At 67.8% G+C, this 25,355-nt stretch carries 22 protein-coding genes; 5 read left to right on the top strand and 17 right to left on the bottom strand.

From position 1 onward, the window contains the following. Positions 1–99 precede the first annotated feature (99 nt). Positions 100–561, bottom strand: coding sequence for a MarR family winged helix-turn-helix transcriptional regulator (locus RH91_RS10335; protein ID WP_010162656.1), 462 nt, complete (start codon positions 559–561; stop codon positions 100–102). A 50-nt stretch (positions 562–611) separates the two neighbouring features. Here RH91_RS10335 and RH91_RS10330 point away from each other — a divergent pair, with 50 nt between their 5' ends. The 3 genes from RH91_RS10330 (at position 612) to RH91_RS10320 (ending at position 3,068) form a co-directional block, all read left to right on the top strand. Then, on the top strand, positions 612–863 hold the full coding sequence (locus tag RH91_RS10330; RefSeq protein ID WP_157136902.1) for a hypothetical protein: 252 nt from the start codon (positions 612–614) through the stop codon (positions 861–863). A gap of 149 nt (positions 864–1,012) precedes the next feature. Beyond that, entirely contained in the window at positions 1,013–2,011 is a 999-nt protein-coding gene (locus RH91_RS10325; RefSeq protein ID WP_010162653.1) for an FUSC family protein, read from the top strand. 370 nt (positions 2,012–2,381) lie between these two features. Then, positions 2,382–3,068 (top strand): alternative oxidase, encoded by a 687-nt coding sequence (locus RH91_RS10320; RefSeq protein WP_010162652.1) that lies wholly within the window; start codon positions 2,382–2,384, stop codon positions 3,066–3,068. Positions 3,069–3,587: 519 nt separating this feature from the next. On the opposite strand, the gene RH91_RS10315 is transcribed toward RH91_RS10320, so the two are convergent. The 9 genes from RH91_RS10315 to RH91_RS10280 form a co-directional block, all read right to left on the bottom strand. Next, complete coding sequence (locus tag RH91_RS10315) at positions 3,588–4,331, bottom strand: acetoacetate decarboxylase (protein WP_010162651.1); 744 nt, start codon at positions 4,329–4,331, stop codon at positions 3,588–3,590. Beyond that, positions 4,328–4,903: a DUF3734 domain-containing protein gene (locus RH91_RS23125; RefSeq protein ID WP_332306628.1), complete on the bottom strand. Its 576-nt coding sequence runs from the start codon at positions 4,901–4,903 to the stop codon at positions 4,328–4,330. Before RH91_RS23125 ends, RH91_RS10315 begins: the two co-directional genes overlap by 4 nt. Continuing rightward, on the bottom strand, positions 4,794–5,510 hold the full coding sequence (locus tag RH91_RS23120) for a patatin-like phospholipase family protein (RefSeq protein WP_232283477.1): 717 nt from the start codon (positions 5,508–5,510) through the stop codon (positions 4,794–4,796). Before RH91_RS23120 ends, RH91_RS23125 begins: the two co-directional genes overlap by 110 nt. A 16-nt stretch (positions 5,511–5,526) precedes the next feature. Then, positions 5,527–6,309: a 3-hydroxybutyrate dehydrogenase gene (locus tag RH91_RS10305; protein ID WP_010162648.1), complete on the bottom strand. Its 783-nt coding sequence runs from the start codon at positions 6,307–6,309 to the stop codon at positions 5,527–5,529. Between the two features lie 364 nt (positions 6,310–6,673). Continuing rightward, a complete protein-coding gene (locus RH91_RS10300) occupies positions 6,674–7,228 on the bottom strand; it encodes an OmpA family protein (protein ID WP_010162646.1) in 555 nt (184 codons plus the stop codon). 12 nt (positions 7,229–7,240) lie between these two features. Then, complete coding sequence (locus RH91_RS10295) at positions 7,241–8,629, bottom strand: efflux transporter outer membrane subunit (RefSeq protein WP_010162645.1); 1,389 nt, start codon at positions 8,627–8,629, stop codon at positions 7,241–7,243. Beyond that, entirely contained in the window at positions 8,626–9,720 is a 1,095-nt protein-coding gene (locus tag RH91_RS10290; protein ID WP_029623763.1) for an HlyD family secretion protein, read from the bottom strand. Before RH91_RS10290 ends, RH91_RS10295 begins: the two co-directional genes overlap by 4 nt. Then, entirely contained in the window at positions 9,707–11,326 is a 1,620-nt protein-coding gene (locus tag RH91_RS10285; RefSeq protein WP_010162643.1) for a hypothetical protein, read from the bottom strand. The genes RH91_RS10290 and RH91_RS10285 overlap by 14 nt, the downstream gene beginning before the upstream one ends. A gap of 247 nt (positions 11,327–11,573) precedes the next feature. Further along, a complete protein-coding gene (locus RH91_RS10280) occupies positions 11,574–12,398 on the bottom strand; it encodes a hypothetical protein (RefSeq protein WP_010162642.1) in 825 nt (274 codons plus the stop codon). 249 nt (positions 12,399–12,647) lie between these two features. Here RH91_RS10280 and RH91_RS10275 point away from each other — a divergent pair, with 249 nt between their 5' ends. Both RH91_RS10275 and RH91_RS10270 read left to right on the top strand, forming a co-directional pair. After that, positions 12,648–15,350 (top strand): winged helix-turn-helix domain-containing protein, encoded by a 2,703-nt coding sequence (locus RH91_RS10275; RefSeq protein ID WP_010162641.1) that lies wholly within the window; start codon positions 12,648–12,650, stop codon positions 15,348–15,350. Positions 15,351–15,469: 119 nt separating this feature from the next. Beyond that, positions 15,470–15,880, top strand: coding sequence for a hypothetical protein (locus RH91_RS10270; RefSeq protein WP_010162640.1), 411 nt, complete (start codon positions 15,470–15,472; stop codon positions 15,878–15,880). A 160-nt stretch (positions 15,881–16,040) separates the two neighbouring features. Here RH91_RS10270 and RH91_RS10265 read toward each other — a convergent pair whose 3' ends face one another. From RH91_RS10265 to RH91_RS10235, 7 genes are all read right to left on the bottom strand, one after another. After that, positions 16,041–16,985 carry a Brp/Blh family beta-carotene 15,15'-dioxygenase gene (locus RH91_RS10265; RefSeq protein WP_010162639.1) on the bottom strand — a complete coding sequence of 315 codons (945 nt, stop codon included), beginning with the start codon at positions 16,983–16,985 and terminating at the stop codon, positions 16,041–16,043. Between the two features lie 25 nt (positions 16,986–17,010). After that, complete coding sequence (locus tag RH91_RS10260) at positions 17,011–17,778, bottom strand: bacteriorhodopsin-like (RefSeq protein ID WP_010162638.1); 768 nt, start codon at positions 17,776–17,778, stop codon at positions 17,011–17,013. Between the two features lie 252 nt (positions 17,779–18,030). Then, positions 18,031–18,654, bottom strand: a complete 624-nt coding sequence (locus RH91_RS10255; RefSeq protein WP_010162636.1) for a LuxR C-terminal-related transcriptional regulator — start codon at positions 18,652–18,654, stop codon at positions 18,031–18,033. A gap of 358 nt (positions 18,655–19,012) precedes the next feature. Next, on the bottom strand, positions 19,013–20,080 hold the full coding sequence (locus RH91_RS10250; RefSeq protein ID WP_029623762.1) for a lipocalin-like domain-containing protein: 1,068 nt from the start codon (positions 20,078–20,080) through the stop codon (positions 19,013–19,015). Further along, complete coding sequence (locus tag RH91_RS10245) at positions 20,080–22,605, bottom strand: FtsX-like permease family protein (protein ID WP_029623761.1); 2,526 nt, start codon at positions 22,603–22,605, stop codon at positions 20,080–20,082. Before RH91_RS10245 ends, RH91_RS10250 begins: the two co-directional genes overlap by 1 nt. Continuing rightward, on the bottom strand, positions 22,598–23,233 hold the full coding sequence (locus tag RH91_RS10240) for an ABC transporter ATP-binding protein (RefSeq protein ID WP_232283476.1): 636 nt from the start codon (positions 23,231–23,233) through the stop codon (positions 22,598–22,600). The genes RH91_RS10245 and RH91_RS10240 overlap by 8 nt, the downstream gene beginning before the upstream one ends. 376 nt (positions 23,234–23,609) lie before the next feature. Next, positions 23,610–25,346, bottom strand: a complete 1,737-nt coding sequence (locus tag RH91_RS10235) for a hypothetical protein (protein ID WP_010162632.1) — start codon at positions 25,344–25,346, stop codon at positions 23,610–23,612. Positions 25,347–25,355: the final 9 nt, after the last annotated feature.

The raw sequence follows: 25,355 nt of genomic DNA, 5'->3' as shown, positions 1-25,355 counted from the left end.
ATGGTGTTGGGCGTGGAGGTGGGGGAATGGGCTCCGCCAACAAAGGGTAGCGCCTGCAATCGCGTATCAGCTTTGGCTCGTCCGGTGAGAGGCGTCGGTTCATCCGTCTTCGGGAGGATCGTCCTCCAAGGGGCCGACAATCTTGAGCATGACTTCGGCGGCGGCGCACAGGCTTGCGCGCTCGGCCTCGTTCAGCCGCTCGGCCATCATGGTGCCGAGCCATTCGCCGCGCTGGGTCATCGCCGAACGCAGCGCGTTGCGTCCCCGGATGGTCAGCGTGATGACGTAGCGTCTCCGGTCTTCAGGATCGATCGCCCGCTCGATCAGCCCGCCGGTCTCTAGTCGCACCAGAAGCCGACTGAGCGATTGCGGTTGCAGCCCCTCGGCTCGGGCGAGCGCCACCGCACTCAGCGGTCCCTTGCGATAGAGCGTCGCCACCAGCGCAAGCGCGCCGCCCGTCAGCTCGGCGGCCCGCGCAGATCCGCGCATGCTCCTCGCAAGACGCAGCACCGCCCGCACGATCCGCGCCTCGTCGCTCTCCCGATCGTCCACACTCGACATAATGGTACGCATAGCGTATCATTATTTAGTCGACAACAAGGAGCGTGTGCGTGCCGGATCTTCCGAGACCCATCGCCATCCTGCCGTGCACCGGCTTGAAGGCCGCAGAGCAAGGGTGGAACCGGCGCGGCTTCCGCCGCCCCCGCGATCAGGCCTTCGATGAATATTGCATGCTCACCGACCAAGCGGGCGCCGAAGTGCACCGTGCCAGGACGGCGCCCGACTGGCTGGTTCCCGGCCGCCTGATCGACCCGGCGACTGATGGAACCCGATCGATCGAGGACGCACGGGGAATCGACTGAGTGGCCGGCAAGGACGGTCGCCTGCTGGACAACGCCGTCGGCGCTTTCCCCCGCATCGGCACGGCTGGTGCAGCGGGAAACAGATCGTGACATGGCTCCACGTCTCCCGACTCTGGCGCGATGTCGTGGCGATTGATCGGGGGGAACCCGTGAGCGTCCGCAGCCTCGCGATCGCGGCGCTCGGCATGGGCACCCCCGTTGCCGTCGGTCTGATGCTCGGACACGCGGAGGCAGGCTTCACGATCGGCCTCGGTGCCATCCTGCTTGCCGGAGCACCGACGGGTGTCCGCGGCAGCGCGACCACGTCACCCCCCGGCCTGAGCCACACCCTCGCGCCCGCGCTGACAGCCGTTGCGGCTGCGACCGCAGTCGCAGGGTGGCCCTGGTCCGACCTCGCGGTAATCGCACTCGCCGCGGCGGCGGGCTTGCTGTCAGGCTATAGTCGGCCGGTCGCAGGGGATGCCATTCGGTTCACCATCTATCTCGTGCTGAGCGTCGGTTTTCTCGACGGTGCAGCAGCGCATCGTGGCGCTGCAGCCCTGATCTTCGGATCGGGCGCGTTGTGGAACATCGCCCTGCGCGGCATCCTCGCCGGTGGCCGCAGGCGTCAGGAAGGCCCTGTGCCTGAGACGCGGCGAGGGCCCACCGATGCGCAGCGTCGCGCCGCCTTTCGCCGCACGCTGCACACGCTCGAGGGATGGCAATACCCGCTTCGGCTTGCGCTCGGTCTCGGCATCGCCAGCGTTTTGCGCCATCTATGGCCGACCCATCATTTCTACTGGATCCTCCTCACGGTCGCGCTGCTGACCCAGCGTCGCATCGAACATGTTCCGGTGAAAATCATGCAGCGGTTGGCGGGCACCCTGGGCGGCGTTCTGCTGACGGGAACGATCCTGGTCTGCTTCTCGGCGCCGATTGCCCGCGGCATCGTCGCGTGCCTGCTCGCGACGGTCGTGCCATTGGCACGCGCACGGAGTTACCTGCTTTATGCCACCGTCAGCACGCCACTGATCCTGCTGGTGCTCGATATCGGCAGGTCGGTCGCCCCAAGCCTGCTCCTGGACCGGGTCGTCGCAACCTTGGCGGGGGGCCTTACGGTGATGGCGCTCAACGGGCTCGTCGATCGTCGTCCAAGCAACGGCGGCTAGAGACGGGCGACGGGTCAATGTGCCGGCGCGACGAGAGCCTGGCCGACCCGGTGGCATCGCCGCTTTGACCGAAGGTCCGGCGCGGGGCCGCGTAGCGCCGCCCTGTCGCACGTTCGGCAGACCCTGCGGCTCACAGTAAGCCACTTCCGCGCATCACCTGTCCTCACGCCGCCGGACCGTTCGCCGCAGGTACAGCCGCCGCGTTCGGCGATGAGATTCACGGTGCCGGGTGCCACCCATGCGACGTCAGGCGCGTCGCGTGCCCCGCCATCCCGCTCTTGCCCAGCCGGTTGATCCTATCGCGGCGGTTTCCGGCCACTCGCTGGGCCGCGTGCCGCGCCCGACTTTACGCGCCATCAGGAGTGACATCATGAACTATGCCCCCGAAATTGATCTTTCCATCCATCACCCGCCCCATGGCGGTTCCGATCGCTTCGCGCTGGCCGCCACGCGGCTGCTGCGGTTCATCGCCGACACCTTCTTTGCCAAACGCTATGGCCATCGCGCCATCGTGCTGGAAACGGTGGCGGCGGTGCCGGGCATGGTCGGCGCCACGCTGACCCATTTGCGCTGCCTGCGGCAGATGAAGCCCGATCGTGGCTGGATCCGCATCCTTATGGAAGAGGCCGAGAACGAGCGCATGCACCTGATGACCTTCCTGGAGGTGTGCAAGCCGACGCTGTTCGAGCGGCTCGTCGTGCTGGTCGTGCAGTGGCTCTTCTATCTCGGCTTCTTCGCCCTCTACCTGCTTTCCCCGAAAACCGCGCATCGGCTGGTCGGCTATTTCGAGGAAGAAGCGGTGATCAGCTACACCCATTATCTTGCGGAAATCGATGCGGGGCGCAGCGCCAACGTCCCCGCCCCGGCGATCGCACGCCGTTATTGGGGCCTGTCCGACAATGCCACACTGCGCGACGTCATCCTGGTGGTTCGCGCCGACGAAGCGCATCATCGCGACGTCAACCACAGCTTCGCAGCCGATCTTGGGGGCAAGTCGCCCAGCGCGATCGCGCCCTATCCGTGGCACGCCCCGGAGCTGGACGGCCCCGCGGGCTAGGAGCCTGCACTTTCGGCCACCCCGACACCGCAGCTCCTCAACGCAGGCCCCTTCGCAAGCGCCGAAACCGGCGCTGCGGGGGGCCGCACTTGGCTGTCCGGCACCACGCACGTAGCCGGCAGTCCACCCGCATTCCCGGTGCGTACGCCCATCGTCCCAAGCGCGCCGGCGTCCGCGCGAGCCCGGGCGCGATGCCAAGACCGTCATCGAACAGCGACCCGGCGGGCTGGACGATGACCGCCCGGCACGCCGGTATCGCCCAAGCGGCGATCGCCGACCCGAGAGGCATTCGTGCGGGCCGGCGAGGCCAGATCACGCCATCAGGGGGCTGCGACACGTCGCCCCCTGATGGCCTGATAGAAAAGACATGGTCCCGAACGCGAAGGGTGAGCGTCGATGCGGCGTCGGCACCCTTCCGGCCCAAGGGGGAATCTCAGCGAGCGCCCATGAACGGGAATGTCGGGATCACCGGTTCTACCGGGCCGTCGCGCATCGCAGAAGACCCCGCCTCGGCGGCGCCTAGGCGTCGTCGAGATAGTCGTAGACGACCTTACCGAGCCCGAGCGTAAGGTCAGCGACGAAATGGGTCGTCGAGACGAGCTCGCGTATCGGCAGGTCTGCCACCGGGGCAAGCGCATGGGGAACCAACGACAAGGCCCCAGGCCCGGTCCAGACCCCCTTCAGCGCAATGTCCTCCAGATGATATTCGACGAGCTCGCAGATGCGCGCGGTGCCGTCCACGTGCGGAATGATCTTGAGCAGGAAGTTGGGCGCGGCAAGCGCGCGTACAGTCGCGTCCGCGTCCCCCTCCTTGTACTTGTAGCCCATGGTCCCCGTCGCGACGCGAACCGGCCCATAGTCCAGCGTACCGACGAGCATGTCCGTCTCGGTTCGAAGGCTTGGGCCCGCAAGCTTCTTGGGAAAGCCCCACAGCTCGCGCCCGCCCGCGATCGGCGGATGGTCGTTCAGGAACATGTTGAGCGTGTAGTTCCCGGCTTCTCCCCGAAAGCGGACGGGGATGACTTGCCCCGCTTCGGTATAGTTGCCGAAGCCGGTTGAGTCGGGCATCCGGATGAACTCGAATTTCACCAGATCGGACGCGACTTCGAGCGGCTCTGGAACGATCTCGCGCAGTTTATCAGGATCGGTGCGGTAGGTCAGGATGAGAAACTCGCGATCGTAGAACCGGTACGGCCCTGGCGGGTACGCGGGTTGCGTGAGGGGCATCGCGAATGCGCGGTTGCGGACGTCGGACCTGTTCATGAAAGCCTCCCGTTGGTGGCGATGTCGAACGTGAAGATGCCGTCGACACTGGTTGGTCGCTCGAGCACTTCGGGATGCCGCAGCGTCCGGATCGTGTCGGACCATCCTGCGGCCCAATGATCTTCCATGCTGCGCTTCGAAAATTCGAAGTCCTTCGAGCCCTCCTCCGTGCGACGCGACTGATAGATGAGCTGGATGATGTTGTAGACGTTGCGATCGGACTCCGGCGCCAGGAGCGCATATTCGGGCGTGTCGCGTAAATGTTCGGGCAGCTTCGAAATGAGGTCGGTCAGGGCGCTCCGCAGCTTTTGCTCCTTTCGGAACTGATCGGATCGCGCCCGCGTCCGGCTCGAATATTGGATTTCCTTCTGGCGCGTCATCACCTCCGGCATGGTGCGGGGGATGGCGCCCCGCGCGCTCCACAAATCGACCTGGAACGCGAGCGTATCCTGACGGTCGGCGCTATCGACGACCCATTGGAGCGGCGTGTTCGAAACCACCCCGCCGTCCCAGTAATACTCGCCTTCGATCTCGACCGGCGCGAAGGCCGGCGGGAGCGCGCCGCTGGCAATGACGTGCTCGGGCCGGATCTCGTGCGTTCGATTGTCGAAACATACCAGATTGGCCGTCGCCACGTTCACCGCGCCGACGCTGAAAGCGCATGTCGCCGGCATTGATCCGGTCGAAGTCGACAAGCCGCTCGAGCGTGGTCTTGAGCGCCGTCGTATCGTAGAAGCTAATCGCATCGGCGCTGCCGGCAGGCGCGAAATAGGCGGGAACCTGCCGCGGCGCGAAAAAACCGGCAGCGCCGGTCATCACCGCGGCGGCGGCATGCCAATGGTTTGCCCAATGACGCAGAAGGTCTCCGCCGACGGGTGCCGGCGTGGCGAACCAGCCTGCCCATGGGTCGGCCGTCACGGTCTGCCAGAACGCACGCAACTTCTCGACGCGCTGCTCCGGCGCGTTGCCGGCGATCAGCGCGGCGTTGATGGCACCGATCGAGATGCCCGCGACCCAGTTCGGGTAAAGCGCCGCTTGCGCCAATGCTTCGTACACACCGGCCTGATAGGCGCCCAGGGCACCGCCACCCTGCAGCACAAGCGCGATGCAATCGAAGGGCGCGGTCTGCTGCACCCGCCCGGCCCGCCCGACGTTTTCGGGATTCACTGCTCCGTCCATTTCATCGCCCCCTCAATCATTGCATCGCCCAGCCGTGGCTCACCACGAGCGACTGGCCGGTCAGTGCGTTTGACGGAAATGCCGCGAGAAACGTCGCGCATCGTGCGACGTCGTCGAGCGTCGTAAACTGCCCGTCGATCGTTTCCTTGAGCATCACGTCCCTGACGACCTGGTCTTCGGTGATGCCAAGGGCCTTCGCCTGCTCCGGGATTTGCTTCTCCACCAGCGGCGTCCGGACAAAACCCGGGCAGATGACGTTGGCGCGGACGCCATGGTCGGCCCCTTCCTTCGCAACGACCTTCGCGAGACCGATCAGCCCGTGTTTCGCCGTCACGTACGGTGCCTTGAGCCTTGACGCCTCCTTGGAGTGCGCCGAGCCGATGTAGATGATCGCACCGCCGCGTTGCTGGGCGTACATCCGCTGGAGACACGCGCGGGTGGTGAGGAACGCGCCGTCCAGGTGGATCGCGAGCATCTTTTTCCAGTCGGCGAAGTCGAACCGGTCGACGGGCGAGACGATCTGGATGCCTGCGTTGGAGACGAGGATGTCGACACCCCCGAACCGATCGCAGACCGCGCGCACGCCGGCATCGACCTCGGCCTCGTTCGTGACGTCCATCTCGACCGCCATCGCCGACGAGCCGCTGGCATCGAGTTCGTCGGCCGTGGCGCGCGCCGCGTCGACGTTTAGATCGGCGATGGCGACGTTTGCGCCCTGCAGGATGTACTGCCGCGCAATCTCCTTGCCGATACCGCTGGCGGCTCCGGTGACGATCGCGACTTTACTGCTCAACTCCATTCGAACCTCCTCCTTGTATGGCACCGGATCCGCTGACCAGTGCGGGATGTCGCGCCGGGGGCACCTTCCGGTCTTGCCGCAGCCACGCCCGAACAGACGGGCGCGCTCGGTCCGTATGGGTGGAGACGGTACAGGTCATGAATCGCCCCTCCCGGCCGCGCCGCGCGCCGCGCAGGGTGTCTAGAGACCATTCGATCACGATCCGGAGGTGAGCGACCGTTAGTGTCCCTGCCGCCGTCGGCATGGCGTGGCGGCGAGACGGTGCCGTGACCGGATGCGCCAGCATCGCGCGCGCTCCCGCCAACGGCGTTGCCGCCAAGCCGAACCCTCGCCGTCCGAATCGGACCTCGTTCGGCTAGGTGCGTCACTCCGCCCGGCTCAGGATGAGGCTGACGCGTTGGTTGCGTTGGCGATTGCCCGGACTGTCATTCGGTACGATCGGGTCCGACGCGGCGCGGGCCTCGGTGCTGAGCCGGTGCGACGCAATGCGGCCATCGCGGAGCTGCTCGAGCACAACGTCGGCCCGCGCCTGCGACATCGCGCGATCGGCCGCTTCGTTGCCCGAGGGCGCGGCATGGCCGACGATGACGACTTTCACGTCGGGGTTGGCCCGGAGCATCGCGACGAGGCGGGTGATGCGGCCGCGCGATTCGGGGGTAAGTTCGGCGGTTCCCCCGACAAACTCCTGTCCTCCGAGTTCGAAGGTCTTCTGCCCCGGCTGGCGTCCGGCAAGCCAGTCGACCAGCGCGCGCCCGACCGTGCCTCGGGGAACGGCCATCGTGGAGCCGTCCGCGAGTGCAACGATGGCCGATGGATCGCCATCCACCCCCCTGGGGTTCGGCGACGCCCCCTCGCTGTACCGTTTCACAGCGATCGAACCGAAAAAGACGAGGGCGATAAAGAGGACGAGCAGGATCATGCGGGCCACGGTTCATTTCTCCCGCTGTTCCAAAGGCTGCCAACCGCCGCCCAGTGCCTGAAAAAGCGCGGTCGAGGCGAGCAGACGATCGCCGCGTGATTGGACCAGCGACAACTGCGACGATAACAGGCTGCGCTCTGCGTCGAGCTGTTCGAGATAGGGAGAATACCCCTCGCGATAGCGGCGCGACGCAAGCCGCTGGAGCCGGAGGAGCGCGGCCTGCTGGTGCGCCAGCAGCTCCTCCTGTTGGGCGGACCGTTCGACCGACGCCATGCCGTCTTCGACCTCCCGGAACGCGGTCAGGGCAGCCCTCCGATACGCGAAGGCGGCCTGGTCGCGGCGGGCGGCCGCACCGTCCGCCTGAGCGCGGTTCCTCCCGCCATTGAAGATCGGCGCCAGGATGCTGCCGCCAAGCGAAAAGACCGAAAGTGGATCACCCGGGAGCAGTGAGGACGCGACGAGGCCACCGGATACCGACAGCTTGACGTCGGGCATGAAGGCGGCCCGTGCCACGTCCAGCGAGCGGTCGGCCGCGACGATCTGCTGCTCGGCCGAGGCAATATCGGGGCGATACCGAAGCACGCTCGCCGGCAGCCGTGGCGGAACCACGGGGATTGTCAGCGCGGTGATCGCCGATCCCCGCGCGATGGGACCGGGCGTGCGACCGAGCAGGATGCTAAGGCCATCTTCGAGTTTGGTGATCGCGAGATCGACCGTCGGAATGGCTTGGGCGGCCGCGTCATATTCGGCTTCTGCCTGCGCCAGGTCGAGTTGCGAGCCATACCCTGCTTCGGCGCGGCGCCGGATGAGGGTCAGGGTCTCCGCGCGTGCATCGAGGGTGCGGCGCAGGATCGCACGGCGTTCGTCAAACGTCGCAAGCTGGACATAACCGCTGACCACGGCCGCGCAGACGGCAAGCCGGACGGTTCCCCGGCTATCCTCGCTGGCGAGAAGCTGCGCCTTCGCGGCTGCGGCGCTGTTGCGCAGTCGACCGAACAGGTCGATGTCGAACGACGCCTGCACTTCCCCCTGCGATGCCCATTGCTCGACATCGATCCCGAACGCGTTGACGCTTCGGGTGCGTCCGCCCGTGCCGACTCCCTGGACCTGCGGCAGACTGGCACCGCGCGCCGCGGCAAACTGCGCACGCGCCTCCTCCACGCGTGCGGCGGCGATCTCGATATCCTCATTGTGCGCAAGCGCTTCCTCGACGAGGCCGGTCAGCGTGGCATCCCCAAAACGCCGCCACCATTGCGTGTCGACGGCGACGTCCGACCCGGGTCGACCGTCGCGCCACTGCGCCGGCGGGGCGATCCCGGCGGCTAGCGGCACCGCCGGGCGGGGCCCGGCGCAGGCCGCCAGGAGGAAGGCAAGGCTGCCCGCTGCCAGAAGCGGCCTCATGGCCGCACGCTCCTGTCGACCCCGACCTCGACCGACATGCCCGGACGCAGGGTCTCGGCCTGCGCCGCGCCGGCATCGACCGCGATCCGCACGCCGATCCGTTGCGGGATCTTCACGAAATTGCCGGTCGCATTGTCCGGCTTGAGGACCGCGAACTCCGATCCGGCGGCGGGCGACACCCGTTCGACACGCCCCGTCAGCCGCGCGCCGTTCAAGGCGTCGACGGTCAGGCTGGCGGGCTGACCCGGGCGTATCCGTCCCGTCTGGGCTTCCTTGAAATTGGCGATGATCCAGCGATCGGGGGGCACGATCGCGAGCAGTTGCGATCCGTTGGTGACATAGGCACCCACCCGGATGCCGACCTCGCCGAGGACGCCGCCCTCGGGCGCGCGGATCACGGTGTGCTCGAGATCGATCTCGGCGGCATGCAGTTGCGCACGCGCCGCCGCGACCTGCGCCTCGAGCGCGCCGCGGCCGACCTCGACGGTTCGGATATCCTGGCGGCCGATCTCGCTTCCGGCCACGGCCTGGCGCAGCTGCGCCTGTGCCGTGGCAAGCGCGGCCAGCGTCTGGTCGCGCTCCCGCAGCGAGATCGAGCCGTCCTGCGCAAGATCCCTGGCGCGCGCCATGTCAGCCCGCGCCCTGGCGAGTTGTGCCCATGCGCCTTCGACGCCCGCGACCTGGCCCTCGAGACCCGCCGACCGGGAAGCGCGGGCCTGGGCGGAATTGGCAAGCGCGGCTTCGGCCGCCGCGAGATTGGTGCGGGCCTGCTCGACGCGGGTGCGGTAGACGCGGTCATCGATCCGCACCAGGAGTTGGCCCTGCCGTACGACGTCATAATCGTGAACCGGCACTTGCAGGACATAGCCGCTCACCTGCGGGGCGATGATCGTAACCCGGCCGCGCACATAGGCGTTGTCGGTCCGTTGATACCCACCCGCAACCGGCGGCAGACCCCAGGCCGCGAGAACGAGGAACACGCCGGCAAGCGACAGTGCAACCGTGGCGACGATCCGTAACGGACGCCTGTGGGCGGGGTGCCACTGCCCCGCTTCGGTCGCCGGCGGCGGAACGGCTTTAGCTGCGGTCATTGCTCTTCTCTCGGTAGCGCGCGACGACGATGTTCGCGAAGATGAAGGCGGCCGTGGTCAGCGCGAGCATGGCCACGAACCTGAAGGTATCGTTGAAGGCGATCACCGCGGCTTCACGCGCCAGTGCCTGCGCAAGCAGGCCCGAGCCCTGCGCGGCGCGCTGAACCGGGTCCGCGAGCACCGGAGCCAACGCCGCGCCGCCGCCGCTGATCCGGGCAGCGACCTGCGGGTCGCTCGCCAGCATGTCGGCGGCTAGCGCGTTGCTGGCGTTGCGGGCCCAGACCGTCTGCAGCGAGCCAAGCAGCGCAGATCCCATCAGCCCGCCGACATTCTGCGTGATGCTGAAGGTGACGACAAAGCTGACGAGATGGTCGCCACCCCGCTGGATCATGCGGAGAAAGCCGTAAAGCAGCGCCGGCCCCACGAACAACGTGGTGCCGAAGCCGATCAGCGCCTGACTCAGGATCAATTGCGCAGGCCGGGTCAGCGTCGTCGCGTTGCTGTCCCACCACGCGCCGGCGGCGATGATCAGCGCAGCCGCGAGAACCTGCCAGGGAAGACGGCGCTCGGACAGCGTCAGCGCGGCGACGACGATGCCGAGCAGCATCGCGATCACGACCACGACGAACAGCGTCCTGAGCTGGTCGTTGTTGAGTCCGCCGAGCGTCAGGAGGCCGACCGCGCCGTAGCTTTGCTCGGCCAGCGCCAGGCGCATCACCAGCGCCACGGCGGCGAAGCGCAGGATGCCCCAGGTGCCGATCCATTCGAAATGCACCAGCGGATCGCGCCGGCCCGTCTCATTCAGAAAGGCGGCCACGAGCAGCGCGATGGCGGTTGCCAGCGCACCGCCGAGCCAGGGCGTGTCGGACCACCAGAGCGTACGGCCCTGTCCGATGACCTGACAGAACAGCAACAGCCCCGTGGTCGCCAGAATGATTGTGACGTAATCGCGCGGTGCGAACGCGCGGCTCTTCTCGCTGGGCGGCAGCGGCAGGGCGAGGATCAGCGCAAGCGCGAACAGCGCCAGCGCGACCTCGAGCGCGTGCAGGCCCCAGAGTCCGTTGTCCACCAGCACGTCGACGGGGACGAGCCGCGCCAGCGGAGTACCAAGCTGGGAAAGTCCCATGCCGATCACCGCGCCGAGCGGCTTTGCCTTGGGCGGCAGCGCCTGCATCAGATAATAGATGCCGAGGGTGATCAACGCGGCGGCGGCCAACCCGCTGGCCGCGCGGACGAGCACGGCCGCCCAGACGCTGGCGAAGCCGAACGGAATCAGCCCCGCGAGCGCATAGAGACCGAGGAGAAAACCGGTCACCTCGGGAATGCCGAATTGGGCGCGCGCCTTTACGAGCGACAAATTGGCCGACGCATTGATCGCGACATAGATCGCCGGCAGCGCGGTCGCCTCGGCCGCGTAAAGGCCGAGCGGGCCTGCCACGCTCCCGCTATTGACCGTCGTCAGGGCGTTGCCGAAGGTCGAGGTCACGGCGAGGACCATGCCGACGGCAAAATAGGCGAGGCGACGGCCAACCGGATGCGCGGGCGAGAACGGGGACCCGGCGAACAGCGGTCGCTCCTCAGGTTTGAAGGCATAGTCCTCGCTCATGACGATGCCCTCGGAGCCGGGTCTCCGGCCACGCTTGGGAATACCGCCGGTGCGCGGGTCACGCGTGCGTGCCGGCCGGTCGTGGGGAGAGATCGCTTCACGTATCGAACCTTCGCGGTGCGCCGCGCCTTTCGCCGCGCTGCACGCTGGTAGTTCTTTCCGCCGCGGTCCGGACGCGAGTGGCTGTTAGCGCGGCCGATCCGAGCGGAACGCGCCCGCGCCCGCGCAGACCGCCGACGCTGGGGGCTCAGGCGACTTTCGGGATGGCCGGTTCGCGCAACGCGTCACGCGGTAGTCGTTCGAGGATCGCCCCGGCCATGCGTTCCTGAACGTCGAGTTCGCCCTCGCCGACGATGTCGATCCGATCCGACCACAGGATCTGCCCCCAGCGACTGGAGAGCTCCACGCACGCGCGGTGCACCTCCTGCACGCGCCGGATCGTGCCATGCAGCACCAGATCCGACCCGGCATGCGCGGCGACTTCGTCGAGCGAATAACGGCTCTCGCGAAACTGGAACATGATCGCGCGCGGCGCGACACGCAGGTGCGTGTCCCGCTCCGCCGCGTAGATGATCTCGTCCGTCACCCCCGCCGCGAAGGCCCGCTCGTGGACGCAGAGCGCGGTAAACGGCAACACCGCCAGCATCGGCCGCCCCGGCTCCCGGCCTGCCGCGATGCGCGGCGCATCCTGTCGCAAATGAAAGCGCGGCGCGTAACCTCCCGTCGGAATCGACACGATCACCGCGTCTTCCCGACCCGGCCCGGCATAATGCGCGGCAAGCTTGCGGCGCAATCGGCGCGCCTCCACGCGCACTGCGGAATCGATGCGCGGATCGTAATCGACGACGCCGCCGTAGAGTTCGACGCCGATCACCAGTTCCTTCAGCGTCGCCGCGCGGCCGGCCAGCGCTTCCTCGACGACGAAATGCAGGAAGGCGTACAGCTTTTCCGAGCCAACGAGCGCATGGATGCGTAGACGTTCCAGTTGCTCGCGCACGTCCTCCGGCGTCGGCTGATGGATAGTTTCCCCGGTGCCGGAGTCGACCGGCACGGCAATCCCTGCGAGGCGCATCTTCAATCTCCCGGAACGGAACGATACCGGACGTCGAGCAAATCTCGGTCCCCCGTCCCTGCCTGACCCGCATAGCGGAGCCACCTCGAACCCCCGACTAAACAGGTGCCAAACGCCGCTAATATGCGCATACGGTTAGCGCTAACGTGTCTGCGGGGGGACGTAGGTGGGTCGGCTGCACGGCGGACGGTCATGAGCGACCGGCGTATCCGGTTCGGATCGTTCGAACTTCGACCGGAACGAGAGCAATTGCTGAATGGCGGCGTCCGAGTCGGCCTGGGGTCGCGCGCGCTCGCGATCCTCGCGCTGCTCGCCGAACGGACCGGCGAGGTCGTCTCGACGCAGGACATCGTCGATCGGGTCTGGCCGAATATCTTCGTTCAGGACAACAATCTCCGCGTGCACGTCACTGCCATCCGCCGCGCGCTGCGCGCAGGAACGGACGACACTGTCGCGATCGTTAACGTGCCGGGCCGCGGCTATCGACTGAACGCCGACGTGACGATCGAGGCGGCAGACGAGCAGGCGGCGAACGTGCCGGTCGTCGCGGACATCCGCCCGCTCCCGCTTCCGTTGCAGGTCAACCGCCTGATCGGTCGCGAGGCCCTCGTGACGGAGGTGGTGGAAAGCGTCACGCGGCATCGGCTCGTCACGATCGTCGGCTCGGGCGGCATCGGCAAGACGAGCGTCGCGCTGGCGGCGCTGGCGCAACTTCGGGGCCGTACCACCGTTTGCTGTGTCGATCTGACGAACTGCACGTCCCTTGCGCACGTCGCCACCGCCACGGCCGCGGCGCTGCAAAGCCCGATGGGCCGGGATCCGATTCCGTCGATGCTGGTGGAACGCCTGCGCACTGCCGAACTGGTCCTGCTGATCGACAATTGCGAGCATCTGATCGACACCGCGGCAAGAGCCGCAGAAGCGCTGCTGCAATCCTGCCCGCGCGTGCGGCTACTGGCGACCAGCCGCGAACCGTTGCGGGTGCCAGGGGAAGTGCAGGTGCATCTCCACCCCCTGCCCGTGCCCGGCGTGGCGGATTCGGTGGAGACGATCACGGCCAACCCGTCGGTCGCGCTGTTCGCCGAGCGTGCGGCGGCGGCTGGCGGATTTGCCCTCGCCAAGGAGAATGCCCGGAAGGTCGCGGCGGTGTGCCGCTCGCTCGACGGACTGCCGCTCGCGCTCGAACTGGCGGCGGCGGCCACACCGATGGTGGGGCTGGAGGGGCTGTCCAGCGGACTGGCCGGGCGCCTGTCGCCCTTTACCTTTGGCCGCCGCACCCTCGCGCGCCACGAAACGCTCGAGGCGATGCTGGACTGGAGCTTCGAACTGCTCTCACCCGACGAACGCCGGGCATTCAGCTGCCTCAGCCTCTTCCGCGCAACGTTCGATTTCGCCGCCGCCGTGCAGGTCGCCGCAAACCGCGCGCCGGAGGAGGCGGGGACCGCGCAGTCCGTTCTCCAACTGGCGACGAAATCGTTGCTGGCCGTCGAGCCTTCGCCCCACGGCGTCGTCTATCGGCTGCTGGAGACGACCAAGGCCTATGCCCGCCGCAAGCTGGAGAGCTCCGGTCAGGCGAATGTCGCGGCGCGTCGGCATGCCGAATGGGTCGGGATGCTGCTGGACCGCGCCCGGGTCGATTGGCAGCAGATGGATCGCGCCATCTGGTGGGAGCGATACGGCACCGCAATGGACGACGTGCGCGCAGCGCTGGTGTGGTCGTTGGGCGAGGCCGGCGACAAGAAATTGGGCATCTCCCTCACCCTCGCCTCGGCACCGCTGTGGCTCGGCATGTCGCAGTTCGCCGAATATCATCGCTGGCTGGAACAGGCGTTCGCGACGCTCGACGCGTTGGGCCAACGGGGCGGTGCCGAGGAGATCAGGCTGCAGATTGGCCTGTGCGTGCTGTTGTTCAACATCGACCGGCCCGGCGAACGGTTCGTGCGCGCGGCGACTCAGGTGCTGCGCATCGCCAAGAAGCTCGACGATCCGGTGGCCAGGGCGACGGCGCTGTGGATGCTTTCCGGGCAACGAGGGATCATGGGCGATCATCCCGGGTCGCTAGCCCTGGCGCAGCAGATGCTGGTGCCTGGAAGCATCGACGTCGATCGCGACCTGCAGAATTTCGTACGCCGGGTAAACGCGTTGATGACCTTCCGCGTGGGCAGGCTGGAAGAGTCCGCCGCGATCGCCGCCGACCTGATCGCCAGCAACAGCGACCGAACAGCCTATGGCGCGGTGCTTCGGTATGATCATTCGACGATCGTGCGGGGCAACCACAGCGTCACGCTGGCGGTGCAGGGTCGGCTCGCGAGCGCCCGGGCCATGCTGATGGAAACGGTGATCGATGCACGGCGGCTGCGCAATCCGAGTTCGTTCTGCTATCTGTTGAGTAGCGCGGCGTGTCCGGTCGCTTTGTGGCTGGGCGACGACGAACTGGCTCGGCACTATGCCGAACTGCTTGGCTGCACGGCGGAAGACAATTGCTTCACCTACATGGCCGAACTCGCCACCTGGTTTTCGGGGATCGCCGACCTGCGCATGGGGACGCCGCCACAGCCGCCTGGGCTGGATCGGCTGCGCCCGCCCCTGCCGCATGACAAGGATGTCTTCATCACCGGCTACGCGGCGCTGTGCGATGCGGAAGCGACCGCACGGGCCGAAGCCGGCGCCCCGCACTGGGCAACCGCGGAGATCCTGCGCGCGGACGGCGAAAACCGGTTGAGCGCCGACGATACCGTGGCCGCACGAGCGCAGTTCGAGCGGGCGCTTGCGCTCGCGACGGCGCAAGGCGCGGGTCTCTGGGCGCTGCGGGCAGCGACATCGCTGGCCCGCCTGACGACGCCGGACGAGGCTGCGCGCATCCTGATACCCGCCCTCGCGATCATCGAAGGCGACGAACACTATCCCGACGTGCGCGCAGCACGCGCCTTGCTGGCCGGGTCGTCCCGCTAACGCCCGGTCACGTTCCTTCGGGACCAGCGGCGGCTATGGCGTCTCGCACGCCTAACGGGAAGAGGCCCGCCCAGTTGCCCCCCCACACCGCCGCAATCGTAGAAATCGTCTTTCGGTTCATGGGCACCAGCGGCGTGTTGGCCTGTGTGATCGCCGTCTACGCGGCACAGCGCAACAATACGCGCCAACTCGATGCGCAGATCTTCCTCGCCTATTCCGACCGCCTGCAAACCGTGCGGCACATGCTGCTTGCCGAATTGCTGCCGATCTGGACCGCGGAGCTGTCGGACGAAGAACGGTCGCGCCTTCTTCCCTGCCTGTTGCGGGTGATGCACCTCATCCACGAACTCTACGAGCTGCGCGCCCAAGGCTATGTAAAGGCGCGGATGTGGGCGATCTGGTCGCGCGACATCGATCGGTTCCTGACCACGCCGATCGTGCGGCGCCTGCATCCTGAAATTCGCCTCGATTTCCACGGGCACGACACGTTTCTCGACTGGATCGAACGGCGCCAAGCAGCGCTTTCCTGATCAAACGCCGCCGGTGGTTCACAGGCGAAGCGACCACGTCCCGCCACTCAACGCAAAAGAAGCGTCGCTTGCCGAAACGGATGCGCGTCCAACAGTGCGCGGGTCGAGCCGCGGCCAGGTCGGCGCACCGCGCGGGCGATGCCGCCGATGGTCGGGCGCATCACCCTGGCGGTGCGACGGGTCTTGCGGTCGTGCGGAGGTTATCAGTCGATGCGGCGGCGGTCACGCGCCGCCCGAGCCAGCGGGACAGCACCAGATGCGGCACCGCGACCGAGGCCAACAGCTGAAACGCCTGCGCAACGGCGGTCGGGTCGAAGCGAGACGGTGCTACCGCGCGCACGCCCAACCAGCCGAGGATGGCGAGGCATGACAGCGAAGCCCCGGTCCCGAGCCACCGCGCGATCGTCATGTCGCGCAACACGCCGCGTGTCTGCGCCAGATGCCGCGGCGAGTGCAGGAAGACGAAAAACAGCGCGAAGCCGGCAACCGGCGGCAGGACGACCAGCAGACCGAAGCACACCGCCATTGCGGCTGCCCATGACCTGCTGCCGTCGCGCCATGCCGTGGCGATTCCGACCGCGGTGACCAACAAGGCGACGGGCGCAGCCGCGGTGATGATCTGCGCGATCACCATGGCGCGCGGATCGCTCATCGTGACGAACAGCGCCGATACCGCTGCGGGATGGCCGATCGTCGCGGCCCCGATCACCGCCGCCCCCGCCGCGAACCGCAGCAACGGCTCCTCAAGCATCTGCCAGTCCTCGCCGAAATGCACCGAGGCGACCGCGAGGAAAAGGACCAGCGCCACCAACGGCAGCGTCATCCACAGCACCACCATCAGCACGGCGATCGTGACATAACCGGCGACCGCAAGTCCGACGCCGGACGGGCCGAGCGCGCCCGCGCGGCGCAGCAGCGCGATGTCATAGGCCCCGTGCGGCAGCCCTCCGCCGAGGAAGACGATCGCCGCCACGGCCACCGCCGCCGGCCCACCCAGCGGCACATGAAGGAGAGTCGCCAGTGTCAGCGCGCTCGCCGCGACCCAATAGGCCGGAAAGACGACATCGCCGCGCCCTTTGGGGGCACGGCGACTCGATCGATCCATGGTGGACGGGAGCGTTTGCACGATGTCAGTGCGCGTGGGCCGTGTGTCCTTCGGCTTCGGCCTCCGACTTGCGGACCGCGATCAGGAAGATCAGGATTCCGAGGCCGGCCTTCGCGACGATGTCCGCGATCGTATAGCCGATCTGGATCGTCGTGGTCGCGGTGCCGCCCGTCAGCCCGGCATATGGCGCCATGTAGACGATCGGATAGAAGCCCCACGATGCGAAGGTCAGCAGGCGCGCCTTGCGCACCAGGTTCTGCGCACTGGCCGGCTGCTGCTTGATCGAAGCGCCGAGACCGCTGAACAATTCCCACACGATGTAGACGAACGGGATCGACGACAGCGTGCCCCAGATTGCGCGGGTCGCAATGTCACTGGCGATTTCACCGGGATAGCCGAGGATGATCATCAGGGCGGCAGCCGACCCGAGGCGGATCGCCTTGGACGATGTTTCCTCGCGCGACAGCCGCATCACGAGCACCAGTTCGATCAGCAGCAACGGCACGGTCAGCAACCAGTCGACGTAGCGGTACGCATCGTTGAACGCGAAACCCGTCGCGGAGACGACCCCGCTTTTGAAGACATAAGCCGCGTTCCAGCTCTCGAAGATCCGGAAGTAATGATAGGCGGCAATACCGGTGACGAGCCCGGAAATAGTCAGCGCGGTCCGATAGGCTGGCGCGACCTGGCTGCGGCTGAGCCACAGGAACGCGGTCGCCGCCGCCATCGCCGCAAAGGTGAAGGAGAACGCGTTGTAGACGAGCGAAAACTGGAAGGGCGTGACGATATCCATATAGGCCTCCGACGCATGATCCGCGGCACGAATGCACCGGGCAGATACTGCGGGATGTCGCTCCGACCGTGACGAAACGACCTTATTCCCTGATATGTCGTCACAGCGGCACCAGATGGGCGAGGGTTAGCCTGACCGCACACCGAATGGCTGGAAGGCGTACGGCAACGCCGCTGTGGCGACCTCACTCTGGTAGAGGGAACCAGCTGTTCCACCGATACGGGATTTGTGCCGTATCCCAGTCATACGACTTTAAAGGCCCGCCTCCACGGCGAGCCGGATCAGATCAGCGGTGGTATGGACGTCCAGGCGGCTCATCAGGATGGCGCGGTGCATCTTCACGGTCTTTTCGGCGATATCGAGCTCAGCCGCGATCTGTTTGTTGAGCCGGCCGTTTGCGACGAGTTTGAGTACCTGGGCCTGCCGGGGCGACAATGCCTTGACCATCACCGCCGCGCGAATGCGGCGCATGCTCGTCGGCGTCGCCGACGCGGGATCGATCTCCAGTTGCGACCCCAGAAAGTACAATAATTCGTCTTTTTCGTCGTAGATCGGCGCGACAAGAACGGCGTTGCGAAACGGCTCGCCGCTGCGCTTGTAGTTTAGGATCTCGACGAGCACCGGACGATGTTCGCGCACGCCGCGACGAATTTCCTCGGTCAGCCACGGTTCGGTCGCCGGACCGGACAGGAAGCGGCAGTTGCGCCCGACGACATCCTCGACCGGATAGCCGGTCAGATCGCAGAATGCCGCGTTACAGGCGACGATCGGATTGTCCGGCAACCGTGGATCGCTGATGACGGAGGGGATGGGACTTTCGGCGACGAGGCGCAAATGGCGATCCGGCGGGGGAAAGAAATCGACCTGTTGTGGCATGTCAGCGGCTATTCCAGTCCATGGCGACCTGCATACCTGCGGTGGGACCGTGTAGCACTCGAATTGTTGAGGAATGTCGGGCAATCCCCTGAAACCGAAGCAACGCAGCCCCCGTTTAAGCGCTCCCGCGACGCGCTGATGGCCATCGACACCGGTTCTGCGGTCTTTGTGGCGCGAGGACCCGCGAAGGCGGGGCTCCGTATCAGCCCAAACCGACCCGACTCCCGCCAGCTCGGGCCAGCCGGCGGCAACGTCGCAATGGACCGTGCGACACGTTCGAACGTCGGTCGGGGTTACAAAACCACCCAAAGGCATGGCGCTTCGCTACCGCGATTACCGTCCGCCGCGCGCACAGCGGCTACATCGCGAGCGGACGATCGTAGCCGGTCAGTTCCAGATAGCCACGGCCGCCAGGCGTCCGCACGGCGCCCTCCCAATAGACGGGAAGCCCGCTCCGGCGCGCATCGAGTTCCTGCGCCGCGAACATCGGCGTCAGTCGGCGCGTCGTGACCTTGCCGTGCACGCGAATACTAAGCTCCTGCGAGACGGGATATGCGGCACCCGTAGCGCGGCTCCGCCACACGGCGATTGGTCGGAAGGCCACGTCCGAACGCCCGAGCGCCACCGTCCTGCCGTCGGGCCGACGCAGCGCGCCCCCCGCCCACACCGTGCCGCCGCCCTTGCGCCGGATCCTGAACGCCATCAGCGCTGATCCGTCATCGAAGTTGAGCCCGGTCCAGTCCCAGCCCTGCGCGGCGGGTGCCAGGTAATTCGACGACCATTCGCGATCGAGCCACGCTTCGCCCGTGACGACCGCGCTCCGCCCGCCGCGATCGACCCGCCCGGAGACCTGCAGATGCGGAATCGAATAATAATAGCTCGCTTCCTCCGCCTGAGGACCCTTGCGGCTGTACCCGCCCTGCCCCTGCGGCAGCGGCGACTGCGTGGGCCTGAACGTCAGCGCGAGCTTGAACCCCTCGGCCACCACCGCGGTCTGCCAGCGCCCGTCCGCGACGCGCCGGAGCCGCCAGTCGCGAATGGCAACGTCCGCATCGCCCATCCGGGCCGAGGCAAGGCCAAAGCCCTGCCGTGCGGCGCGCTCGCCGTGCAACAACCGCCCGGTCGCCGGATCGGATAGCGCGGCGTGGGCGAAGAGCACCTGGCTCGCCGCGAACCGGCTCGGGTTGCCCGCAGCCACCGGCGGGCGAGTCCGGAAGAAGGTCACCTGAAACCCGAGATCCTTGCCATCGTCGGTCCTGAGCCAGCCGGTGACGTACCACCATTCGGTCCGGAACGCCGGGTGCGCGCCATGGTCCAGGGGAAAGCGCAGGACGATCCCGGGGCGGACTTGCGGATACGGCGTGGCCGCCGGCGCGGCGACGGCGATGGCGGCGAGCCACCCGGTCAACAGTGTGGGTCGCCGCATCACCAATCCTCCCGAACCGACTGGATCGCACTTCGGGCGGTCGCGCGCCGCCCCGCCAGAACAGCGGTCGCCGCCGCCGCGCCGGTCAGTGCCGCCGCAACGCTGACCAGCGTGCCGATCGGCACGCGCGTCGTCATCGTCCAGTTGAACGACTGGGGATTGATGACGTGGATCAACACCTGCGCCAGCACCAGTCCTAGCCCGATCCCGGCTAGCGCGCCCGTAAGACCAACGATCGCCCCCTCGGTTGCCAGCATCGATGTCAGCTGGCGGCGCGTCAGGCCGAGGTGGCGCAGCATCCCGAACTCGCGTTCGCGCGCAATCGTCTGCGCGGACATCGTCGCCGCCACCCCCGCGAGCCCGACCAGGATCGCCACCGCCTCCAGCAGATAGGTCACCGCAAAGCTGCGGTCGAACAGCTTGAGCGCAAACCGGCGCAGCGTCGCTGGCCGGGTGATCTCGACCTGGTCGCGCAGCGCGACGGGAAGCCGCGCGGTCAGGCCTGCGGCGATCCGGTCGACGTCCTGACCCGGTTTGGCGATCACCGAAATCTCGTCGCGACGATCGTCCCCGGTCAGACGCTGGTAGTCGGCTTCGTCGACCAGCACGGCACCCGCCTGCCGCCCGTAATCGCGCCAGACCCCGGCAACGAAGAAGCGCGTGCGACCCGCGATCGGCAAGGTGATCGTCGCCCCCGGCTCCCAGCCGTACAGGCGCTCAGCGGGTTCCGACACCCAGACCGGCAAGACACCGGCGGGCACGGATGCGGCACGCTTGATCAGCACCAGCAACGGATCGCGACCGCCGCGTTCGGGCCGCGCGATCAGGCTGACCGGTGGACGGTCGGCGGCGATGGTCAGCGGCAACTGGCGGCTGAACGCGACCGTCGCGATGCCGGGCGTCGCCGACAGGCGGGCCCGCGTGGCGGGGTCGAACGCGGCGCCCCCCGTGGTTCGGGCGTACAGGTCCGCCCCGAGGACGTCGCCGAGCCAGTCGTCGACTGCTCCCCGGAAGCTCGTCACCATCGTCGCCATGGCGATCATCAGCGCGGTCGAGGCGACGATCCCGCACAATGCGGTCGCCGCCTCCCCGGGCGCGCCGTGCAGGTGGCGCACCGCGAGCAGGCGCGGCACACTGCCCCTGCCCCGTCGCGCCAAGGGGGTGAGCAATGTCCGCGCAAACCACGGCACGCCCGCCACGCCGCCCGTCAGCATCAGCGCCATGCCGACGAAGCCGAACAGCGGAAGCCCCGCGATCGCCGGCAACAGCGATACGCCAGCACCCGCCGCCAGCAGGACCGCGGCAGGCCACCACGCGACCGGACGCCGTGGATCGATCACGTCGCCCGCGTTCTTCAGCGCTGCCGCCGGGGCGGCGCGCGCGGCGACGCGGGCGGGCAAAGCGCTTCCGAGGAGCGCCGCCAGCAGGCCGAGGAGAAAGAAGCCGGAGGCTGCCCATGGCTGGAACACGACGCGCGCGCTGCTCCCGCCGAAATACCCCGCACCAAGATCGCCACCGAACCAGTGCAGCGCCGCCCATGCCAAGCAATAACCCGCCAGCAGACCCACGGCCGACCCGACGAGACCGATCACCAGACCTTCGACGACCACCGCCGCGATGACGCCGCCGCGCGGCATCCCCAGCGTGCGGAGCAGCGCGAACGCGCGTTGCCGGCGGACCACCGACAGCGACTGCGCCGAATAGACGAGGAACCCGCCGGTCAGCAGCGCGACGAGCGCGAGCATGTCGAGGTTTACGCGATACGCCCGCGACAGCGCATCGCCCTGCGCGTTCTGCGCCGCCGCGGTGGAAAGCACGGCATCCGCAGGCAGCAGCGTGCGCAACGCCGCCTCCGCCGCGGCACGATCGGACAGCGCGAGATCCAGCCGATCGATCCGCCCGAGCCTGCCGAACCGCCACTGCGCGCCCGCGATGTCGATCACGCCGACCGCCGCATCCTCGGTGGCTGGTAGCGTGCCCGCAATCCGCAGCGGCACCGTCCTGCCGTTCGCGACGACCTGCACCGTCGCGCCGACGCGCGCGCCGGTCCGGGCCAGCGCCTGTCGCGAGAGGAAGAGCGCGGATTCGTCGAGCGCGGTGTCGTTGCCCGTGTCGGGACCAGCCGGCCGCAGGCCGATCAGGGACGGCGTCACGCCCGCGGCGCGGATCACGTCCACGCCCAGCAAGGTCAGCCGGACGCGACCGATCCGCGCATCGAGACTGACGACCGGGCTGGCATCGGCAACCCCTTGCGCCAGCGCGACCCGCGGATACACGCGCTCGTCGAAGCCGAGCGGACTGGTCGCGCGGATCGACAGCTCCGCCGCCCCGCTGACGCCGCGCATTGCCCCGTCGAACGACGCCAGCGCGGAGCCGTTGACGAGATGGACGGCGAACCCCAGCGCGACGCCGACCGCGATCGCGATCGCGGTCGTCAGGAAACGCGCCGGATGGAACCGCCACTCCCCACCGATCAACCAGGCGAGCGCGCGCCTGCCCGAGAAGAGCCCGGCGGTCTCAGCCACGCCGGTCGACCAGACCCTCGGCACCGAGCGTCAGCACCCGATCGGCGATCGCGGCGCTTGCCTCGGAATGCGTGACCATGACCCCGGCTGCGCCATTGCCGCGCACCGCGTCGGCGAACAGCGCCAGCACGCGCGCCGCCGTCTCGGGGTCGAGATTCCCGGTCGGCTCGTCCGCGAGGATCAGCGCCGGGCGGTGGACCAGCGCCCGCGCGATGGCGACGCGTTGCAGTTCGCCGCCCGACAGGTCGCGCGCATACCCTTCGCCCCGTCCTGCGAGACCGACCGCGTCGAGCATCGCCTCCGCTCGCACGTCCGCCGCCGCCGCATCGGGCGATACGAGCGCCAGCGGCAAGGCGATGTTCTGGCGCAGGGTCAGATAGGGCAGGATATGGAAGGCCTGGAACACGAAGCCGATCCGCTCCCGGCGAAGCCGCGTGCGCGCGGTTTCGTCGAGCGTACCGAGGTCCTTTCCGTCGATCGTCACGCTGCCCTCGTCCGCGTCATCGAGCCCGGCGAGGATGTTGAGCAGCGTGGACTTGCCCACGCCGGACTCCCCGATGATCGCGACGAGTTCGCCCGCCGAAACCGCGAGGTCGAGATGGCGGAACAGCCGGCGTGGGCCAGGCACCGATTTCCCCAGCGCGCGAACGTCGAGGAGCGGATGCGTCGCGGCGACGGACGGCTGCCCCCGCTCCGGCTGGGGCGGATTCCCGCGGGATGACGTCACGCCCATACGAATCGGTCCATTCAAGAAGCTCGGAGCAGGATCGCCTGGGCATTATGGCCGTACATTTCGGCACGGCTATCGGTTCCCGCAAACCGTCCTGTCAAACGCGACGTCGGTGTCAGGAATCATGAGTGGATACCCCTTCGTTGGCAAGTTCGTAAGGAGCTTCGCGCGGGGCGGATCATCGCCGCGCCATCTGGATCCGGCGCGAACCGCGACGGGATAGCTGCCAGCGTCGCATCCCCCGACGGGCGACGCCCTTACCCGGCGAAGGACATCAGAACAGCCCGTCATCGTCCTCGTCGTCGTCGCTTGCCGCGAGACCGATCGTAGGCGGCATCATGGCCTCGGCCGGGGTCATCGCGAAGCGCTGATGGACGTCGCGCTCTCGCGCCATCGAGTATGTCGCGGCAATCTGCGCGAGCACGACCGAAAGCTCGGGAGGTGCCTCGTCGAGGGCCGCGATCGGCGACCCGGCGTCCGCAAGCGCCGCGCTCGTCGATGCCAGCACGCTGCCGAAAGCGGTATCGCATGCGATGTTCCGCGCCGTCTGATCTACGAAGTCGTTGAGCTCGGACGCTTCCACCTCGAGCCCGAAGAGCCCTTCGCGAACGATGCGACCGCCGTCGCGCACGCACTGGAGCGAGACGTCGAGCGCGTGGCTCACGTCCACGCGCGTCGTTCCGGTCTGGACGGCGTGCATCGCTTGCGCCGCGCCGGTAATCTGTCCGCACATCGCGGCGATGTCTGCCGAGAATCGCTCGAGCTCGAGCGAGAAGTTGCGGATTTCCAGGGCCACGGCTCCAAGCCCGCGGCCGGCATCCCCCATCGGGCGGCTGCGCAAATCGGTGTTCCACGCCATTTGCTGGACGTCGAGGGTGACGCGCTGAATGACCAGCAGCCGCTGCGCGAGCGCCTCCGCGGTCACCAGCGTCGCACTGCCGATCCGATCCGAGATCGCATCCGCTTCCTGCAACCGGCCCGCCAGTGCGCGAACCTCGTCGATGCTCTGCTCGAGCAGCTCCAGCGGCGCATCGCCCGGGGTGGAACCACTCGCCGAAGGGGAGCGATCCCCGGTCAGCGCGATCAGCGCGGTCGCATGCGGCCCAACGTCTCGCAGCGTCTGCGTCAGAAGCGCGGCCTCGCGTTCGAAATCCGCGGTCGTGTCGGTTGCCTGCGCCGCCAGCAACGCCAGCACATGGGCCTGCACCGTCTCGTCGGGCGCGGGCGCCGCCAGCGCCTGCAGGGCGACGAGCCCGGCGACGACATGCTCGAGCCGCTGCCGTGTGATATCGCCGATCTGCAACGCACCGATCGCGGTTGCGATCTTGCCGCGGACCTCCCGCGCCGCATCGACGATCCGGTTCGCGAGGATGCCCGCGCTGGCCTGCTCCTCCTGTAGCGCAAGCGCGTCGCGCGACAGCCGGCGCGGAACCTCCGGAATGACCCGGGCGCTCTCGCGCGCAAGGCTCTGCTCGGCTGCCTGCGCGGCAGCGACGCCGCGCGTGACGGTTTCGAGCTGCATGGCGAAGCTGCGCATTTCCGTTTCGGCGACATCGAGCCGATCGATCATCATGTCGGCAAAACCGCCGAAACCGTCCGCACCGGCCGCCGCAACCTTGATGTTCAGTCCGCAAATCCTGAGAAATCGCAGCGTCCGGTCAAACCGGGCGAGCGGATTGCGCAGCGCCGTCCCCGAGCCCCCGATCGTGACCAGCGCCGCCTGACGCGTTACCTGCGTGGACGGCAACTGCGTCAGGCGGTCGGCTATGGCATGCATGTCCGCCACGGCCCGCGTCACGGCCTCGCCTTCGAGCGCTTGCGAGACCGCTTCCAGCGACGCGACGATCCGCTCGACGATGCCATACGCTCCGGCCAGCGCCTCGCCCGCCTCGACAAAACGCGAATCGATGTCGCGCGCGACCGTGGCGAGTGCCTCCGCCCAGCGCGCCATGTCGCCATGCTTCCCGCCGATCGGGCTCGCACCGGTGCATTCTATCGTCGCGTGTATCATGCCGTGCCC

Origin of the sequence: Sphingomonas sp. PAMC 26617, assembly GCF_000242835.1 — a bacterium.
In the GTDB taxonomy this organism is placed as follows: Bacteria; Pseudomonadota; Alphaproteobacteria; order Sphingomonadales; family Sphingomonadaceae; genus Sphingomonas.
The sequence above is the reverse complement of the archived record's forward strand: the minus strand, read 5'-3'. Positions and strand labels throughout refer to the sequence as shown.

What these genes read in the sequence shown, in the direction of transcription:
- RH91_RS10270 (WP_010162640.1), top strand. Translation starts at nt 15,470, where the DNA reads ATGGGCACCAGCGGCGTGTTGGCCTGTGTGATCGCCGTCTACGCGGCA.
- RH91_RS10335 (WP_010162656.1), bottom strand. Translation starts at nt 561, where the DNA reads ATGTCGAGTGTGGACGATCGGGAGAGCGACGAGGCGCGGATCGTGCGG.
- RH91_RS10250 (WP_029623762.1), bottom strand. Translation starts at nt 20,080, where the DNA reads ATGCGGCGACCCACACTGTTGACCGGGTGGCTCGCCGCCATCGCCGTC.
- RH91_RS10260 (WP_010162638.1), bottom strand. Translation starts at nt 17,778, where the DNA reads ATGGATATCGTCACGCCCTTCCAGTTTTCGCTCGTCTACAACGCGTTC.
- RH91_RS10265 (WP_010162639.1), bottom strand. Translation starts at nt 16,985, where the DNA reads ATGGATCGATCGAGTCGCCGTGCCCCCAAAGGGCGCGGCGATGTCGTC.
- RH91_RS23120 (WP_232283477.1), bottom strand. Translation starts at nt 5,510, where the DNA reads ATGGACGGAGCAGTGAATCCCGAAAACGTCGGGCGGGCCGGGCGGGTG.
- RH91_RS10285 (WP_010162643.1), bottom strand. Translation starts at nt 11,326, where the DNA reads ATGAGCGAGGACTATGCCTTCAAACCTGAGGAGCGACCGCTGTTCGCC.
- RH91_RS10305 (WP_010162648.1), bottom strand. Translation starts at nt 6,309, where the DNA reads ATGGAGTTGAGCAGTAAAGTCGCGATCGTCACCGGAGCCGCCAGCGGT.
- RH91_RS10315 (WP_010162651.1), bottom strand. Translation starts at nt 4,331, where the DNA reads ATGAACAGGTCCGACGTCCGCAACCGCGCATTCGCGATGCCCCTCACG.
- RH91_RS10280 (WP_010162642.1), bottom strand. Translation starts at nt 12,398, where the DNA reads ATGCGCCTCGCAGGGATTGCCGTGCCGGTCGACTCCGGCACCGGGGAA.
- RH91_RS10290 (WP_029623763.1), bottom strand. Translation starts at nt 9,720, where the DNA reads ATGACCGCAGCTAAAGCCGTTCCGCCGCCGGCGACCGAAGCGGGGCAG.
- RH91_RS10235 (WP_010162632.1), bottom strand. Translation starts at nt 25,346, where the DNA reads ATGATACACGCGACGATAGAATGCACCGGTGCGAGCCCGATCGGCGGG.
- RH91_RS10295 (WP_010162645.1), bottom strand. Translation starts at nt 8,629, where the DNA reads ATGAGGCCGCTTCTGGCAGCGGGCAGCCTTGCCTTCCTCCTGGCGGCC.
- RH91_RS10320 (WP_010162652.1), top strand. Translation starts at nt 2,382, where the DNA reads ATGAACTATGCCCCCGAAATTGATCTTTCCATCCATCACCCGCCCCAT.
- RH91_RS10300 (WP_010162646.1), bottom strand. Translation starts at nt 7,228, where the DNA reads ATGATCCTGCTCGTCCTCTTTATCGCCCTCGTCTTTTTCGGTTCGATC.
- RH91_RS10255 (WP_010162636.1), bottom strand. Translation starts at nt 18,654, where the DNA reads ATGCCACAACAGGTCGATTTCTTTCCCCCGCCGGATCGCCATTTGCGC.